General features: G+C 39.6%; 17 protein-coding genes and 1 other annotated feature. Of the genes, 16 read left to right on the forward strand and 1 reads right to left on the reverse strand.

Annotated elements, in window-relative coordinates; genetic code table 11:
• The first annotated feature begins 5 nt into the window (after window positions 1-5).
• The 8 genes from D8790_RS04175 to D8790_RS04210 all read left to right on the forward strand — a co-directional run bounded on the left by D8790_RS04175 (window position 6) and on the right by D8790_RS04210 (window position 10,240).
• Window positions 6-1,250, forward strand: a complete 1,245-nt coding sequence (locus tag D8790_RS04175) for a glycosyltransferase family 4 protein (RefSeq protein ID WP_125387679.1) — start codon at window positions 6-8, stop codon at window positions 1,248-1,250.
• Window positions 1,251-1,420: 170 nt separating this feature from the next.
• The gene (cps2T, locus tag D8790_RS04180; RefSeq protein ID WP_125387680.1) at window positions 1,421-2,569 is read left to right on the forward strand and encodes a beta 1-4 rhamnosyltransferase Cps2T; all 1,149 of its coding nucleotides are present in this window, start codon (window positions 1,421-1,423) and stop codon (window positions 2,567-2,569) included.
• Window positions 2,566-3,501 (forward strand): glycosyltransferase family 2 protein, encoded by a 936-nt coding sequence (locus D8790_RS04185; RefSeq protein ID WP_125387681.1) that lies wholly within the window; start codon window positions 2,566-2,568, stop codon window positions 3,499-3,501. Before cps2T ends, D8790_RS04185 begins: the two co-directional genes overlap by 4 nt.
• Window positions 3,502-3,506: 5 nt before the next feature.
• Window positions 3,507-4,316: an ABC transporter permease gene (locus D8790_RS04190; RefSeq protein ID WP_125387682.1), complete on the forward strand. Its 810-nt coding sequence runs from the start codon at window positions 3,507-3,509 to the stop codon at window positions 4,314-4,316.
• A complete protein-coding gene (locus D8790_RS04195) occupies window positions 4,316-5,524 on the forward strand; it encodes an ABC transporter ATP-binding protein (protein ID WP_125387683.1) in 1,209 nt (402 codons plus the stop codon). The genes D8790_RS04190 and D8790_RS04195 overlap by 1 nt, the downstream gene beginning before the upstream one ends.
• 17 nt (window positions 5,525-5,541) lie before the next feature.
• Window positions 5,542-7,188, forward strand: a complete 1,647-nt coding sequence (locus D8790_RS04200; protein ID WP_125387684.1) for a rhamnan synthesis F family protein — start codon at window positions 5,542-5,544, stop codon at window positions 7,186-7,188.
• Between the two features lie 24 nt (window positions 7,189-7,212).
• A complete protein-coding gene (locus tag D8790_RS04205) occupies window positions 7,213-9,681 on the forward strand; it encodes an LTA synthase family protein (RefSeq protein WP_045499488.1) in 2,469 nt (822 codons plus the stop codon).
• 70 nt (window positions 9,682-9,751) lie between these two features.
• A complete protein-coding gene (locus tag D8790_RS04210) occupies window positions 9,752-10,240 on the forward strand; it encodes an EbsA family protein (protein ID WP_045499491.1) in 489 nt (162 codons plus the stop codon).
• On the opposite strand, the gene D8790_RS04215 is transcribed toward D8790_RS04210, so the two are convergent.
• Window positions 10,237-10,434 (reverse strand): ferredoxin, encoded by a 198-nt coding sequence (locus D8790_RS04215; protein ID WP_279539025.1) that lies wholly within the window; start codon window positions 10,432-10,434, stop codon window positions 10,237-10,239. The two genes, D8790_RS04210 and D8790_RS04215, sit on opposite strands and share 4 nt — an antisense overlap.
• Before the next feature lie 45 nt (window positions 10,435-10,479).
• Here D8790_RS04215 and D8790_RS04220 point away from each other — a divergent pair, with 45 nt between their 5' ends.
• From D8790_RS04220 to metK, 8 genes are all read left to right on the forward strand, one after another.
• Complete coding sequence (locus D8790_RS04220; protein WP_048765175.1) at window positions 10,480-10,938, forward strand: SAG1386/EF1546 family surface-associated protein; 459 nt, start codon at window positions 10,480-10,482, stop codon at window positions 10,936-10,938.
• Window positions 10,939-10,947: 9 nt separating this feature from the next.
• Window positions 10,948-11,625, forward strand: coding sequence for a (d)CMP kinase (cmk, locus tag D8790_RS04225; protein ID WP_125387685.1), 678 nt, complete (start codon window positions 10,948-10,950; stop codon window positions 11,623-11,625).
• 26 nt (window positions 11,626-11,651) lie between these two features.
• Window positions 11,652-11,782, forward strand: a sequence feature (ribosomal protein L20 leader region).
• 16 nt (window positions 11,783-11,798) lie between these two features.
• Window positions 11,799-12,329 (forward strand): translation initiation factor IF-3, encoded by a 531-nt coding sequence (gene infC, locus D8790_RS04230; RefSeq protein ID WP_015604487.1) that lies wholly within the window; start codon window positions 11,799-11,801, stop codon window positions 12,327-12,329.
• A gap of 33 nt (window positions 12,330-12,362) precedes the next feature.
• Window positions 12,363-12,563 carry a 50S ribosomal protein L35 gene (rpmI, locus tag D8790_RS04235; RefSeq protein ID WP_005590589.1) on the forward strand — a complete coding sequence of 67 codons (201 nt, stop codon included), beginning with the start codon at window positions 12,363-12,365 and terminating at the stop codon, window positions 12,561-12,563.
• A gap of 45 nt (window positions 12,564-12,608) precedes the next feature.
• Window positions 12,609-12,968, forward strand: a complete 360-nt coding sequence (gene rplT / locus D8790_RS04240) for a 50S ribosomal protein L20 (RefSeq protein WP_005590588.1) — start codon at window positions 12,609-12,611, stop codon at window positions 12,966-12,968.
• 102 nt (window positions 12,969-13,070) lie between these two features.
• Window positions 13,071-13,538 carry a deoxycytidylate deaminase gene (locus D8790_RS04245; RefSeq protein WP_125387918.1) on the forward strand — a complete coding sequence of 156 codons (468 nt, stop codon included), beginning with the start codon at window positions 13,071-13,073 and terminating at the stop codon, window positions 13,536-13,538.
• Between the two features lie 342 nt (window positions 13,539-13,880).
• Window positions 13,881-14,186: a tetratricopeptide repeat protein gene (locus D8790_RS10850; protein WP_312023745.1), complete on the forward strand. Its 306-nt coding sequence runs from the start codon at window positions 13,881-13,883 to the stop codon at window positions 14,184-14,186.
• A gap of 343 nt (window positions 14,187-14,529) precedes the next feature.
• Window positions 14,530-15,720 carry a methionine adenosyltransferase gene (gene metK, locus D8790_RS04260; RefSeq protein ID WP_125387686.1) on the forward strand — a complete coding sequence of 397 codons (1,191 nt, stop codon included), beginning with the start codon at window positions 14,530-14,532 and terminating at the stop codon, window positions 15,718-15,720.
• Window positions 15,721-15,751: the final 31 nt, after the last annotated feature.

The raw sequence follows: 15,751 nt of genomic DNA on the forward strand, positions 1-15,751 counted from the left end.
AAGCTATGAAGAAAAATATTTTATTCATTTCGCCGACTGGAACCTTGGATAATGGGGCAGAGATTTCTATTTTCCATCTGATGAAGTATTTGGTTCAAGATGGCTATCACGTTATCAATGCGATACCAGATTATCATGTCCAAGTCCAGCAAGACTATATTTCTACTCTTTCAAAAGAAGGAATTAGGACCATTGCTCTGCCATCGGTTAAATGGTGGTGGGAGGATGCACCAGGTGGTCTTCCTGGAACTCATGAAGAGAGGGTAAATTCTTACCAAGAAAATATTGCTGCGCTGAGAAAGTTAATGGCAGATAGCCATATTGACTTGGTCATTACAAATACAGTTAATATGTTTCAAGGAGCAGTAGCAGCAGCTTGTGAGGATATTCCGCATTTCTGGCTGATTCATGAATTTCCTGAGGGAGAATTTGGTTATTATAAAGAGAAAATTGATTTTGTGGATGAATATTCTAAGGAGATTTTTGCGGTAACAGGTTCTCTGCAAAAAAGACTAGCCCAGCATCTCCCTTATAGAGAAATTCAGTCCTTTGCCCCGTTTACTGAGATTGAAGTTAAAAAGGAGCACAAACTTGCTGGAACTGAGTGTCGTATTCTGTCGGTTGGTCGTCTAACAGAGAGAAAAAATCAACTAGAACTCCTTCAAGCTTATGCACAACTCCCTCAGCCAAGACCAGAACTAGTCTTTATTGGGGCTTGGGACAATGAATATAAGAATAAGTGTGACTCCTATATAGCTGAACATCAGTTAGAAGATGTCCAGTTTTTAGGATATCGTGATAATCCTTGGGCTGAGGCAACAACGACCGATGTGGCAGTTTTTCCATCCGCTATGGAGACCTTTGGTCTAGTCTATATAGAATCCATTATGAATGGCCTGCCAACTATCCTATCAGATAATCCTGGCCATCTATCAGCTTATGAAATGTTCGAGGAGGGACAACTCTATCCTACGGGAAATGTAGATGAATTAACAAATCAAATCCAGCAATGTTTAGAGAATTTCGAATACTTGAAGCAACGCTCTTTAGATAGCATAGAAAGAGTAAAGAATCTTTACAAGGTTTCCAGTGTTTATCGTGACATATTAGAGGCAATCGCTCATTCGGATATAAATAGTGGACATTCTTTGCGACATATAAAATTTTTATTTGAACCGCGCCCTTCCCTTTCGTCAATAAGTACTCTCTTGAACAAAGTAAAGAGAAAAATAAGTTTTTTAAAAAATTAAAGAATGCTTTTAAGTGATAGTAGTTACTACGGATGCTATAAAAGTCGAATCAAACGATAATTTTGCTTAGGCGATATTATGCTTTGTTCGACTTTTTTCTCTGTAGCCCACAAATCACCAAGAAAATGATATAATAGAATAGATTGTAAATCTTTGAATAGAGGAAAAGCATGAGACATGTCTTCATCATCGGGAGTCGCGGACTTCCTGCTAAATATGGCGGCTTTGAAACTTTTGTTGAAAAAATAGTAGAAAATAAGGTTTCTTCCCAAATTCAGTATCATGTAGCTTGTTTGTCGGATGATGAAGCTTTTCATCATTTTGATTACAAGGGAGTGGATTGCTTCACCATTAAGGCTCCTAAATTAGGGCCGGCTCGGGTGATTGCCTATGATATGATGGCCATCAATTATTCTTTAAAGCTAGTACAAGAGCAGCAGATTGAGCGTCCAATTTTTTATATTTTGGGCAATACGATCGGAGCCTTTGTGGCACCTTTTGCACATAAAATTCATAAAGCAGGTGGGACTTTCTTTATTAATCCAGATGGTCTGGAATGGAAGCGAGCTAAGTGGCCTAAGCCGGTTCAAGCCTATCTTAAATATTCTGAGAAGGTGATGACCAAGCATGCTGATCTGGTCATTGCGGACAACCAAGGCATTGAAAGTTATATAAAACAGTCCTATCCTTGGTCTAAGACGGCTTTCATTGCTTATGGGACAGATCTCCAGCTATCTTCTCTTGATTCTCAGGATGCTCGCGTGCGTGATTTTTTTGAGAAATGGCAGAGCAGAGAAAAGGAATATTATTTGATTGTTGGACGTTTTGTGCCAGAAAACAACTATGAAACCATTATCCAAGAATTTATGAGGTCCCAGACCCAACGTGACTTGCTGATTATCTGCAATCATGAGGGAAATCCTTATTTTGAAGAGCTCAAGCAAAAAACGGGTTTTGATAAGGATTCTCGGATTAAGTTTGTCGGGACAGTCTATGATCAGGAACTGCTCAAATACATCCGTAATCAAGCCTTTGCCTATTTGCATGGACACGAAGTCGGTGGAACTAATCCCGGGCTTCTGGAAGCTCTGGCTCAGACTGATGCCAATCTGGTGCTGGATGTGGACTTCAACCATCAAGTAGCTAAAGAAGCCGCTCTTTACTGGAAAAAAGAAGAGGGGCAGTTGGCCCGGCTGATTGACCGAGTAGATGCTCAAACAGCCTTTTCTGAGCTAGGTCAGGCGGCCAAAGAAAATATGAAAGAAAACTACACCTGGGAAAAAATTGTAGGTGAATACGAGGATCTATTTTTATCATGAAAGTGACTATTCTTCTGTCTACCTATAATGGTGAGCAGTTTCTAGCAGAGCAGATTGAAAGTATTCAAGCCCAAACCTATAGGGATTGGCAGCTCTTGATTCGAGATGATGGCTCTAGTGATGGGACGCGAGCGATTATTGAGGATTTTTGCCAACAGGACGACCGGATCTTCTTTATCAATCCGGAAGAAGCTCAAAATTTGGGTGTCATTAAGAGTTTTTATAGCCTGCTTAAATATCAGGATTCGGATGTCTACTTTTTTAGTGATCAGGATGATGTCTGGTTGCCGGATAAGTTGGCGATTCAGTTGGCGGCAGCAGAAAACTATGATGCTTCCGTACCTTTGTTGGTTTATATGGATTTAAAAGTGGTGGATCAGGAGCTAAATATTGTTCATGAAAGTATGATTCGAACGCAGTCTGATCATGCCAATACAAAATTAATTCAGGAACTGACGGAAAATACGGTGACAGGTGGCGTTTCGATGATCAACCGCGCTCTGGCTGATTTGTGGACAGGGCAGGAGGAGCATGAACTGCTTATGCACGATTGGTATCTTGGCTTGTTGGCTTCGGCCTTTGGGCAACTCGTTTATCTAGATCAGCCAGGGGAACTCTACCGCCAACATTCCAATAATGTGTTAGGAGCCCGAACTTTACGCAAGCGGATGAAGAACTGGATTCATCCTAGCCGTCTATTTACTAAATATTGGAAATTGATAAAAGACAGTCAGACTCAGGCTCGCAACCTTCTCAGCCAGCCTTTGACAACTGAAAATAGAGAAATTATTGAAAATTTTGTGACAATCATGGAAGCCCCTTTTGCAGAGCGACTGCGACGGATTCGAAAGTATGGTTACAGAAAAAATCGTGCCTTTCATACTTTGGTTTTCACGACGCTCATTCTCACAAAATTTGCTTATAAGGAGTAATATGCATGCTAGATTATTTTAGCCAAAAAAACTGGATTCTCTTGAGGGAACTGGTTAAAACAGACTTCAAATTGCGTTATCAAGGCAGTTTCATTGGGCATTTGTGGTCGATTTTAAAACCCCTAATGCTTTTTACCATTATGTATCTTGTTTTCGTTCGTTTTCTGCGTTTTGATGATGGGACGCCTCATTATGCAGTGTCGCTTCTTCTAGGGATGGTGACGTGGAACTTTTTCTCGGAAGCGACCAATATGGGCATGATGTCCATTGTTGCGCGAGGGGACTTACTACGAAAACTGAATTTTTCTAAATCAATTATCGTTTTTTCAGCTATTACTGGTGCAGCGATTAACTATGCGATCAATTTGTTGGTTGTTTTTGTTTTTGCTCTGATTAATGGCGTATCAATCACGCTAGGATGGCTGGTTATTATCCCGCTGTTTCTGGAATTAGTTTTGATTTCAGCTGGCTTTGCCTTTATGTTGGCGACACTTTTTGTTAAATATCGTGATATTGGCCCCATTTGGGAAGTGGTTTTGCAGGCAGGCCTGTATGCGACACCGATTATTTATTCACTGACTTATATACTGAAGGGTGGGCATGTTTTGGTCGCTAAGCTGATGATGCTTAATCCAATGGCTCAGATTATTCAAGATCTTCGTCATTTTATCGTTTTCTCAGGCAGTACTCGAGGCTGGGACTTGATGGACTATTACTGGATTGCTCTGATTCCTTATTTATTGCCAGTAGTGATATTTGGGCTTGGATATTATATCTTTAATAAAAATGCTAAGAGATTTGCGGAGATTTTATAATGTCAAATAATATTGCAGTAAAAGTTGACCATGTCAGTAAGTTTTTTAAACTGCCAACAGAGTCAACACAAAGTTTAAGAACAAGCCTAGTCAACCGTTTTCGAGGCATCAAAGGTTACAAAGAGCAGAACGTTCTTAAGGATATTTCCTTTGAAGTGGAAAAGGGAGATTTTTATGGAATTGTCGGCCGTAATGGTTCAGGAAAATCAACCCTTTTGAAAATCATTTCAGAGATTTATATTCCCGAAAAGGGAACAGTGACCATTGATGGCAAGCTAGTTTCCTTTATCGAGCTAGGTGTCGGCTTCAATCCAGAGCTGACCGGCCGCGAAAATGTCTATATGAATGGTGCCATGCTGGGCTTCTCAACTGAAGAAGTAGATGCCATGTATGATGACATCGTTGAATTTGCTGAGCTGGGTGAGTTTATGAATCAAAAACTCAAAAATTATTCTAGCGGGATGCAGGTTCGCTTGGCTTTCTCTGTGGCAATCAAGGCTCAAGGGGACATTCTGATTTTGGATGAGGTTCTGGCTGTTGGGGATGAAGCCTTTCAGCGCAAGTGTAATGATTATTTCATGGAACGGAAGCATTCGGGAAAGACAACTATTTTAGTAACTCACGACATGAATGCTGTTAAAAAGTATTGTAATAAAGCTGTTTTGATTGAAAATGGTTTAGTCAAAGTTGTCGGAAATCCAGATGATGTAGCTAACCAATACAGCTTAGACAATGCAACTGACACCAAAGCCATGAATGAAGATTATGTCGCTGAAACGGAATCTGTTGCAGTTTCTGATTTAGAGGTTCGTCTACTAAGCTCTCCTCAGATAGCACCGACTGAAGAAATTGAATTTGAGATTAGCTATCAAGTCAATCAAGATATGCCAACCTACATAGCCTTTTCACTGACTGATATTGACCGCACGATTTGGTTATATAATGATAATTCAATGGATAATTTGACAGAAGGAACAGGCAAGAAGACATTTAAATACAAATGCCATCTTTCCCAAATTAATCATGCAAAATTGAAATTGCAGGTTTCTGTACGTGATGAAGAGAATCAGATTTTAGCCTTTGCAGATTCTAAGAATACTCCGGTCATTATTATCAGCCGACGGGATATTGAAGATGACGATATCTCTGCAAAAGACTCAGCAACGGGCTTGATTCAGCGTAATGGGGTCTGGGAAATCTCTCAATAAAATGATAAGGTGTTTTCATGGAACGAATATTACTCTATGTTCATTTTAATAAATACAAGCGCGTGAGTAATCATGTCTTCTACCAATTAGAACAGCTCAAGCCCCTGTTTTCCAAAATCCTTTTTATTTCAAATAGTCATATCGAAGAAGTAACTAAGAAAAAGTTGCACGACGAATTTGGGATAAGCAATTTGCTGGAACGGGACAATCAAGGCTATGATTTCGCGGCTTGGCGGGATGGAATGAGCGCCGTAGGTTTTGAAGAGCTCAAAAACTACGACTCTCTGACTCTGATGAATGATACTTGTTTTGGTCCACTCTGGGATTTGGAGCCTATTTATAAGCATTTTGAGGCGGATACTCAGGTTGATTTTTGGGGTATGACCAACTTTCGAAAAACAAAGTATTTTGAAGAACATTTGCAGAGCTATTTTGTTACCTTTAAGCAGCAGATATTGAGGGCAATTTCTTTTCAAGAATTTTGGACAAAAGTAAAAGATTTTACTGATGTTCAAGATGTGATTGACCACTACGAGACGAAATTCACCCAATATTTTACAGAGGCAGGCTTTAGCTATCAAGCTTTATTTGATACTCGTCTAGAAGAAGCAACAGATTTAATCCATCCAGATTTTACTTATTATAAGCCTTTTACTATTCTTGAGAAAAAGGTTCCCTTTTTGAAAGTAAAAGCTATCACTGGCAATCCTTTTTCTGCGAGGTATCTGCTGGAAGAAATTAAAGGGAGAACTTCTTATCCGGTTTCCTTAATTTCTGAGCATATATTTGAATATATTTGTCCAGATATGCCCTGCCTGTTGCAGGATAAGCAGCTTTCGAAAGATGATAAGAATGACTCTCCAGAAAAGCCAGTGGCGCTTCATATTCATGTGACAGACCTTCAAGTCTTCGAGCAATTTAAAGAAAAATGGGAAGATCTTTCTCTACAATACCGATTTATGGTGACGACAGCTGACGAAGAAATCTTTGATCAGATTTTGGAAACTGTATCAGACCGTTATCAAGTTCTTCTAGGCAAAGAAGAAAATTCTATGCAGGCGATGCTTGAACAGAGCGACTTATTACAGAAATTTGCTTTCGTTGGGCATATTTCTACTGTAAATTTAGTAGATAGAATACCTCAGCTTGATAATGTTATGCGTAGAGAACTGATGGAGATGATGTTTGAAAATGCCAATGCTAGTATTAAAGCATTGGAACGAGATGATAAGCTTGGTCTCGTTATACCAGATCTTCCAAGTTTAGTCAGATATGGCTTGTTTGAGCAAAAAACATATCGGAAAGAAATGGCTACAATTTGGCAAGAGCTCCATTGCCAGAAAAATTTTGATTTTGAACAATATCCTGTTTTTACTAGGGGGTATGGTGGCTTTCTTTGGTTTAAGCCTTCTGCTCTGATTAGACTTTTTCAAAACGACTACCAGTTATCAGCTCAAACTGAACCTCAAGTTTTAGAAAGTTTGTTGGTTTATTTGGCTTGGGAACAGGATTATGATTTTAAAATCATGTCTGGAACTCCATTGCCTGCTCTATTAGACTTACAAAGAGAAGCAGAGCGATTAAACCAACAGAAAGGAAAACTGGCTCACAAGAGCCTAGCAAAAAAAGTTAGAAGGTATTTATCGAATCTTTTTAAAAGTTAGATAATAGTTTCTGTAGAAAGAATAATGAAATTTTTAGTCAATTATTATAAGCAGATTTCCTATTTGCTTATTAGTTTTTTAGTTTTGGATACCATAGCTGTTGCGACGTTATTCTTATTTCAAGTAAATAAGAGGTTAGACAATTATGTCAGCCTCGGTTTGGTTTTTCTCATTTTAATAGCGGTTTTATTTGGTGTAGGTCAGATTGTTGCCAAACTGCTAAATCGAAAATTATTAGTTTGGTCTTTTCTCATTTATGGAATCTACGCCCTGTTTTCTTATTTGCTGACGGTGACGCAGCATGTGAATGATTTTGATTTTAAAGCAGAGAATCTTTTCAGTAATCACTTTGTAGAAGTTAACGGTTTACCTTACTTATTGCTGATATTTTTATTTGCTTATCTCATAAACCGCTTTTCTTCTCTGCAAAAATATCATTCCCAAAGCTTTCTAACTGTTGATGAATTTAATATTGGTTTTCTAGAGATACTTTTCTTGTCCCAATCTTTTCTTCTCTTATCGCTAACAGATAGTAAGATGACCGCTATTTTTCAGCAACAGAGTTTGTTGATGAATTATCTTTCAGATAGCGGCTTTGCAATTTCTCAGGATTCGATTTTTAAGTTAATTGGTTTTATTATTTTACTCTTTTTCTTATTTTCGATTCCTAGCTTTTTAGCGGTAAAGGGTTTGATAGATATTTCGAGAAATAAAGGAAGCCTTTCAGTCGCAGTCTTAAGTAGCGCAGCTTTTTCTGTTATCTTTAACTACACTATCCAAAATAGTATTCGAGCGGATGTTTCTGTGTTAGAACTTCATTTATTTACTGGGGCAAGTCTCTTTCAGATAGCAGTCTTTTTTGCACTATTTATTTTTATCTATCTTGCTTTTAATCAAATTTTTCTACCTACAATTATCATATTGGTGATAGGTGTTAGTTCAACAATTGCCAGCAGCTTGAAATTTCAATATCGACAAGAGCCAATTTTGCCAAGTGATATCAGCTGGCTAAAAGATCCTAAGCTTTTATTTGATTTTCTTGGTGGTAACTATGGAATCTACGCGATTGCTAGTGTGGTAGCTATTGGTCTTTTCTATTGGTTTTTCCGTAGGAAAATTTTACCTGGAAAAATAATCACCATGGTAAAAATTCAACTTATTTCACTGATTTTTCCTATTATTTTTTTCTTAGGTGTTTTACAGATATTCTCTTCGAAAGAGAATGGTAAAGTTGCTGACAATATTCCAGTTGTGTCCATTTTGAATAATTATCATGATTTGACTTGGTTTGGTAATACAGTTAATTCGCAAATGCGGTCGGTTTCTTTTGTTTGGTTTACTCAATTATCTGATAAGCCTATGATTCAGCCAGCGGGATATTCTAAAGAAAAAATTCAAGAATTAGAAAAGAAATATGGGGCACTAGCTGATTCTATCAATCAGGAACGTAAGCAGAAAATAGAAGAACAGACGGTCATTTATGTTCTTAGTGAGAGCTTTTCTGATCCAGCACGGATTTCTGGTGTATCTATGTCACAAAATCCGATTCCAAATATTCAGGAAATCATGTCTAAGACTACCAGTGGGTTGATGCAATCAGATGGCTATGGTGGTGGAACTGCAAATATGGAGTTCCAAACGCTGACTGGTTTACCGTTTTATAATCTATCACCCTCTGTCTCTGTCATTTATACAGAAGTTGTACCAAAGATGAACAAGCTTCCGGCAATCAGTGATTCCTATTCTTCTCAAAATCGTACAGTGATTCATTTAGCTTCACCAAGTAATTATTCCAGAAATATCATTTACAAAGATCTGGGATACGATACCTTTATTCATTATGGAACTCAAGGATTACAGGGAGATCATATTGGTGGAAACTATAGTGATAAAACAACCTATACTCAAGTCTTAGACCGTCTAAAAACAGACCAAAGTCAATTTTTCTCAGTTATGACGATGCAAAACCACATGCCTTGGACGGAAGTTAATCCGATTTACATGTCTGCTAGTTACTCAGGTTTCACGGAGGCAGGAAATAAATCCTTATCCAGCTATGTAAGGATGCTCTACCACACAGACAATGCGACCAAGGAGTTTCTAGATAAGCTTTCTAAAATTGATAAAAAGATAACAGTAGTTTTTTATGGTGATCACTTGCCAGGTCTATATCCTCAATCAGCTTTTAAGGATCATCCCGAAAATCAATATTTGACCGATTACTTTATCTGGAGCAATTATGAGACACCTAAGTTGAACTATCCTTTGGTTAATTCTAGTGATTTTTCAGCCCTACTACTTGAGCAGACCAATTCGAAAGTATCTCCTTACTACGCTTTATTGACTGAGGTTCTCCATAAAGCCAGTGTGGACAAGAAAGCACTGGATTCATCAGCTCAGGAAATTGCAGATGATTTGAAATTGATCGAGTATGATATGGTTGGTGGAAAAGGATATCTTTCGAAGGATTTCTTTGCTGTACCAGCAAAATAAAAAATAGAATAGGTTTACCAATTCTATTTTTTATTATTTTATGCTAAACTAGTAGTAAGGGGGTGAAGATATGATAAAGATTTTTGGGAAAGTCCGCTATCATTGGCAACCAGAAATGTCGGTGTTGGTGATTTATTGGTCTTTGTCAGTCATTCCGATTTTTATAGGACTGGCCTTGATGTACGAAAGTTCCAGCGTTCCGACTCTTGTCCTCTTTTCATTCTTTTTGTTCATGGTCTTACTGGCTATCGGTGTGCATAGATATTTCACGATTTATGATGACGGTATTTTGCGCATTATTACGGCAAATCCTTTCACGCCAATCAAGATTGACATTTCAACGATTGAGAAGCTAGAAGTAACAAAAACGTCTATCACCCTTCATTTTACAGGGAAGAGTCGTAGCAGGACCTTCTGTATGCGGAAGTGGCCAAAAAAATATTTTGTCAACGCCCTAGCTTTAAATGAGCATTTTAAAGGCGAAGTGGAATTAGTAGACAATCTGACTCTTCTAGATTATTTCGAGGTCTACTATGGTGACCAATCTAAGAAAAATTAGTCTTTTAGCAGAGCTCGGGTTGGACAGTTTTTAATAGCCTCGAGAATCTCAGGCTGACTATCAACCTCTTTTTCTAAGAGATGGTCGTCTTGATAAAATTTGACAATGCCATTATCGTGATAATCAAAGAGATCTGAGTAGGTCTGGCAGAGTCCGCAAGCAATGCAACGTTCGGGAATGAGTGTAACTTTCATACTCATATTGTAATAAGATTTTTAGAAAAACTCAAGGAGGAAGTCATGGAAAAAGAACCATGGGAAGCAGATGTATATGATAATGGAGCAGAGAAATTGAATCGCAGAAAGAAAAGTCAGGCGAGTAAAGTTGATCGCTGGCTGACAATATTAGCAGCTATTTTTCTAGTGATGGTTATTGCTATGGCACTCTTTTTCGCCTACCTATCTACTGGCGGAAGTAATAAAAAGACCGTTATGGATGGATTTTATGGCACTTCTAATGCAGCTGCATCTTCAAGTAGCAGCGCGGAACAACCAGCTCCATCAGAGCAACCAAGTGAATCAGAAGAAAAGCCAACTCAGTCTTCAGAAGGTACCTTGACTGTTCAGCCTGGTGAAGGAGAAGCTGCAATTGCAGCGCGTGCAGGTATCTCTATTGCAAAATTGGAGCAATTAAATCCGTCGCACATGTCTACTGGTTCTTGGTATGCCAACCCAGGTGACATTGTTAAGATTCAGTAGGAGCGGGTTATGAAACAGATTCAGATTGCGATTGATGGACCTGCTTCAAGTGGAAAATCCACTGTTGCAAAGATTATTGCCAAAGATTTTAATTATACCTATTTGGATACGGGTGCCATGTACCGTGCAGCCACTTATCTGGCTCTGCGAAATCATCTGACTGAAAATGATGCAGATGAGATCGTAACCTTGCTCGAGACTTATTCGATTAGTTTTGGTCGTTCGGAGAATGGTGAGCAGTTAGTGTTTGTAGGAGATGTCGATGTTACTCATCCGATTCGAGAAAATGAAGTAACCAATAATGTGTCGTGGGTAGCAGCTATCCCGGAAGTGCGTGAAAAATTGGTTCATTTGCAGCAGTTGATTGCCGAACAAGGTGGTATCGTCATGGATGGACGTGATATTGGAACGGTCGTTTTGCCAGATGCAGAATTGAAGATTTTTCTAGTTGCTTCAGTTGAGGAAAGAGCAGAACGCCGCTACAAAGAAAATCTTGAAAAAGGGATTCCGGCTGATTTGGAAACTCTTAAAAAAGAAATAGCGGAGCGGGACTACAAGGACAGTCATCGTGAAGTATCACCTTTGAAACCAGCGGCTGACTCCATTCATTTTGATACGACAGGCATTGGAATCACAGAAGTTGTCAAATTTATTGAAGAAAAAGCAAAAAAAATTATTGACAAATAAAAAGAAACTTGATATGATAGTGGAGTTGAGAAAAGCAGAAGTGAGAACTTCTCGCCTTGCGACTAACGTTGTCTGGCTCTACAGGATTCAGTTTCAGTGATGAAATACTATCATGTAGTGCGGGTTTGCGTTAGCAGGTCCGCACTTGTTTTTCTCTAAAAATAAAAAAAGAGGTGAAAACCATAGCAAAACAAGACTTATTCATCAATGATGAAATTCGTGTGCGTGAAGTTCGGTTGATCGGTCTTGACGGCGAACAATTAGGTATTAAACCGCTTAGCGAAGCGCAATCTCTTGCGGATGAAGCAAATGTCGATTTAGTCCTGATTCAGCCACAAGCTAAACCACCTGTTGCGAAAATTATGGACTATGGTAAGTTCAAGTTTGAGTACCAGAAAAAGCAGAAAGAACAACGTAAAAAACAAAGCGTTGTTACTGTGAAAGAAGTACGTCTCAGTCCTACCATTGATAAGGGGGATTTTGATACAAAACTTCGTAACGCACGCAAGTTCCTTGAAAAAGGAAATAAAGTTAAGGTATCCATTCGCTTTAAAGGCCGGATGATTACCCACAAAGAAATCGGGGCTAAGGTCTTGGCAGACTTTGCTGAAGCAACTCAAGATGTTGCAATCATTGAGCAAAAGCCTAAGATGGATGGGCGTCAAATGTTCATGCAAATGGCACCGATTAGTGACAAAAAATAAACTGTCAAAAAGTTAGAAAAAGGAGATTTTATCATGCCAAAACAAAAAACACACCGCGCATCAGCTAAACGTTTCAAACGTACAGGTTCTGGTGGCTTGAAGCGTTTCCGTGCTTACACTTCTCACCGTTTCCACGGAAAAACTAAGAAACAACGTCGTCATCTTCGTAAAGCATCTATGGTGCATGCTGGAGATTTCAAACGTATCAAAGCAATGCTTACAGGTCTTAAATAAGAGATTTTGTAACAATTATCTAGGAAATATTGGAGGAAATAAAACATGGCACGTGTTAAAGGTGGCGTTGTATCACGCAAACGTCGTAAACGTATTTTAAAATTAGCTAAAGGTTACTATGGAGCAAAACACATCTTGTTCCGTACTGCAAAAGAGCAAGTAATGAACTCTTACTACTATGCATACCGTGACCGTCGTCAGAAAAAACGTGACTTCCGTAAATTGTGGATCACTCGTATCAATGCGGCAGCTCGTTTGAACGGACTTTCATACTCACAATTGATGCATGGTTTGAAATTGGCTGAGATCGAAGTAAACCGTAAAATGCTTGCTGACTTAGCTGTTAACGATGCAGCAGCTTTCACAGCTCTTGCAGATGCAGCTAAAGCTAAACTTGCTAAATAAGAATACAAAGAGTTGAAACATTGTTTCAACTTTTTTCTTGTCAGGATGACAATCGCTAAGTGTTTTAGTATAATATAGTGAGAATGGATGGAGGACTGAATGATGATGTCAAATCGGCTAGCTTGGGATGAATACTTTGCAGCACAGGCACTTTTGATTGCCAATCGTTCGACCTGTAAGCGCGCCAAGGTCGGTGCGGTCTTAGTCAAGGATAATAAGGTCATATCGACCGGCTACAATGGCTCTGTTTCAGGAACAGAGCACTGTATTGATCATGAGTGTTTGGTCATCGATGGTCATTGCGTGCGAACCTTGCATGCAGAGGTCAATGCTATCTTGCAGGGAGCGGAGCGGGGCGTTCCTAAGGGATTTACGGCTTATGTGACTCATTTCCCTTGTCTCAACTGTACCAAGCAACTGCTTCAAGTCGGCTGCAAGCGGGTGGTTTACATCAACCAATATCGGATAGATGACTATGCTCAGTATCTCTACAAGGAGAAAGAGGTGGAATTAGTTCATCTGCCGCTGGATGATGTCAAGAAGGCTATTGCTCAAACAGATTTGGTTTAGAGGAGAAGTTCTGGAGGTAAAAGGAGAAGGAAGATGAATGAGAAATTGGTAGCTGCTTAGCAGCATTTCTTTGAAGGACAATTAAACAAGGCCGAAGAACTAGAGCAGCAACTTGAAAAAGATTCCTTTAGCCGCTGGAATTTGCGAGCTTATCTTGCTGTAGAAAGGCAAGATTATCAGAATGCTTTTGCAAATTTGGAGCTTTATCTGATTCAGGCTCAGAATGATAGTGATATTGAAAATGAGCATATCGCTTATCATTAGCTAGGCTATGTTGCTAGAGCTGCGGGAGATTTTTATCAAGCTTTAGAATGGATAGAAAAAGAGGCTGCTTTCCTAGCGATGTACTTCCCAGATGATCATTATCGTCAATCAGTTAATCTCTATGAGCTAGGCTATCTAAATCTTAAATTAGGCCGATTGACTCAAGCTCAGGAGTTTATGAGAAAGGCGAATATCTATGCTAAGGAGTCAGATGATGTGATCAATCATGCATGTAGTTACCGAGGCTTGGGTGAAATTGCTCAATCATTGGGAAATCTCCAAGAAGCAAGAATCAACTTCGCGGCTGCTATCAGACTTTTTGACCAAGCCGGTGATGCTATCGGTAAGGTGGAAGTTGAAGAGTTGTTAGCAAGCTGCCCTTAGTTTATCATTGCAATAAAGCTATAGTTTTCGGCTATAACTTTTTCTATTTAAAAAATTCTGAATTTTTTAGCGAAAAGTGGTATAATGGAGAGGTTATATAGTCCCGATAAGATGGTAGGAAACTTCTATCAGTACTTTGTAACTCGCAAACAATGACGGCTCCAAAGTCACTCGGCATTCAACGGTTGCCGCTATATTGCGGTCACCCTATGCGCCTTACTAGCTACAGGAATAAAAAAATATCGTTTTTATTTCTTACGCGTCGTAACTCATGGGCGAGATGATTTGCAATCATTTTGGAGTTTGTTTACTTGTTTAATATTTTTTAAGGGGGGACATTTCTATGTCAGAACGTAAACTTTTCACGTCTGAATCTGTATCGGAGGGACATCCCGATAAGATTGCAGACCAAATTTCCGATGCTATTTTGGATGCTATTTTAGCTCAGGATCCAGAGGCTCATGTTGCAGCTGAAACTGCTGTTTATACAGGCTCCGTCCATGTTTTTGGAGAAATTTCCACTACAGCCTATGTAGATATCAATCGGGTGGTTCGTGATACCATCGCAGAGATTGGCTACACCAATACAGAGTATGGCTTTTCTGCAGAGACAGTTGGCGTCCATCCATCTTTGGTGGAGCAGTCGCCAGATATTGCTCAAGGGGTCAATGAAGCATTTGAGGTTCGAGGAAATGCTCAAAAAGATCCGTTGGATTTGATTGGGGCTGGTGACCAAGGCCTTATGTTTGGTTTTGCGGTGGATGAAACGCCAGAGCTCATGCCATTGCCTATTTCTCTCAGTCATAAACTGGTGCGTCGTTTGGCAGAACTGCGCAAATCAGGTGAATTGTCTTATCTGCGACCAGATGCCAAGTCTCAGGTTACGGTCGAATACGATGAAAATGATCGCCCAATTCGTGTAGATACGGTAGTTATTTCTACTCAGCATGATCCTGAAGTCAACAATGAACAGATTCATCAGGATGTTATCCAAAAGGTTATTGCTCAGGTGATTCCAAGTGAATACTTGGATGGTCAGACCAAGGTCTTTATCAATCCTACTGGCCGCTTTGTTATCGGTGGCCCGCAAGGAGACTCTGGCTTGACAGGACGTAAGATTATTGTGGATACCTATGGTGGCTATTCTCGCCACGGCGGTGGTGCCTTCTCTGGTAAGGATGCAACTAAGGTCGATCGCTCTGCGTCTTACGCGGCTCGTTATATCGCTAAAAATATCGTAGCTGCTGGTTTGGCTAAAAAAGTAGAAGTGCAGTTGGCCTATGCTATTGGGGTAGCTCAGCCTGTTTCAGTCCGCATTGATACTTTTGGAACTGGCTTGGTTTCTGAAAGCAGACTTCAGAACGCTGTCCGCCAAATCTTTGATTTGCGTCCAGCAGGTATTATCCAAATGTTGGATTTGAAGCGCCCAATCTATCGCCAAACGGCTGCTTACGGTCATATGGGTCGAACAGACATCGATCTTCCTTGGGAACGTACAGACAAGGTAGCTGCGCTCCAAGCAGCTTTGCAATAAAATAGTAGCTCTCGGTTTAAACTGAGGGCTT

Origin of the sequence: Streptococcus cristatus (assembly GCF_003943535.1) — a bacterium.
GTDB classification, from domain to species: Bacteria; Bacillota; Bacilli; order Lactobacillales; family Streptococcaceae; genus Streptococcus; species Streptococcus cristatus_L.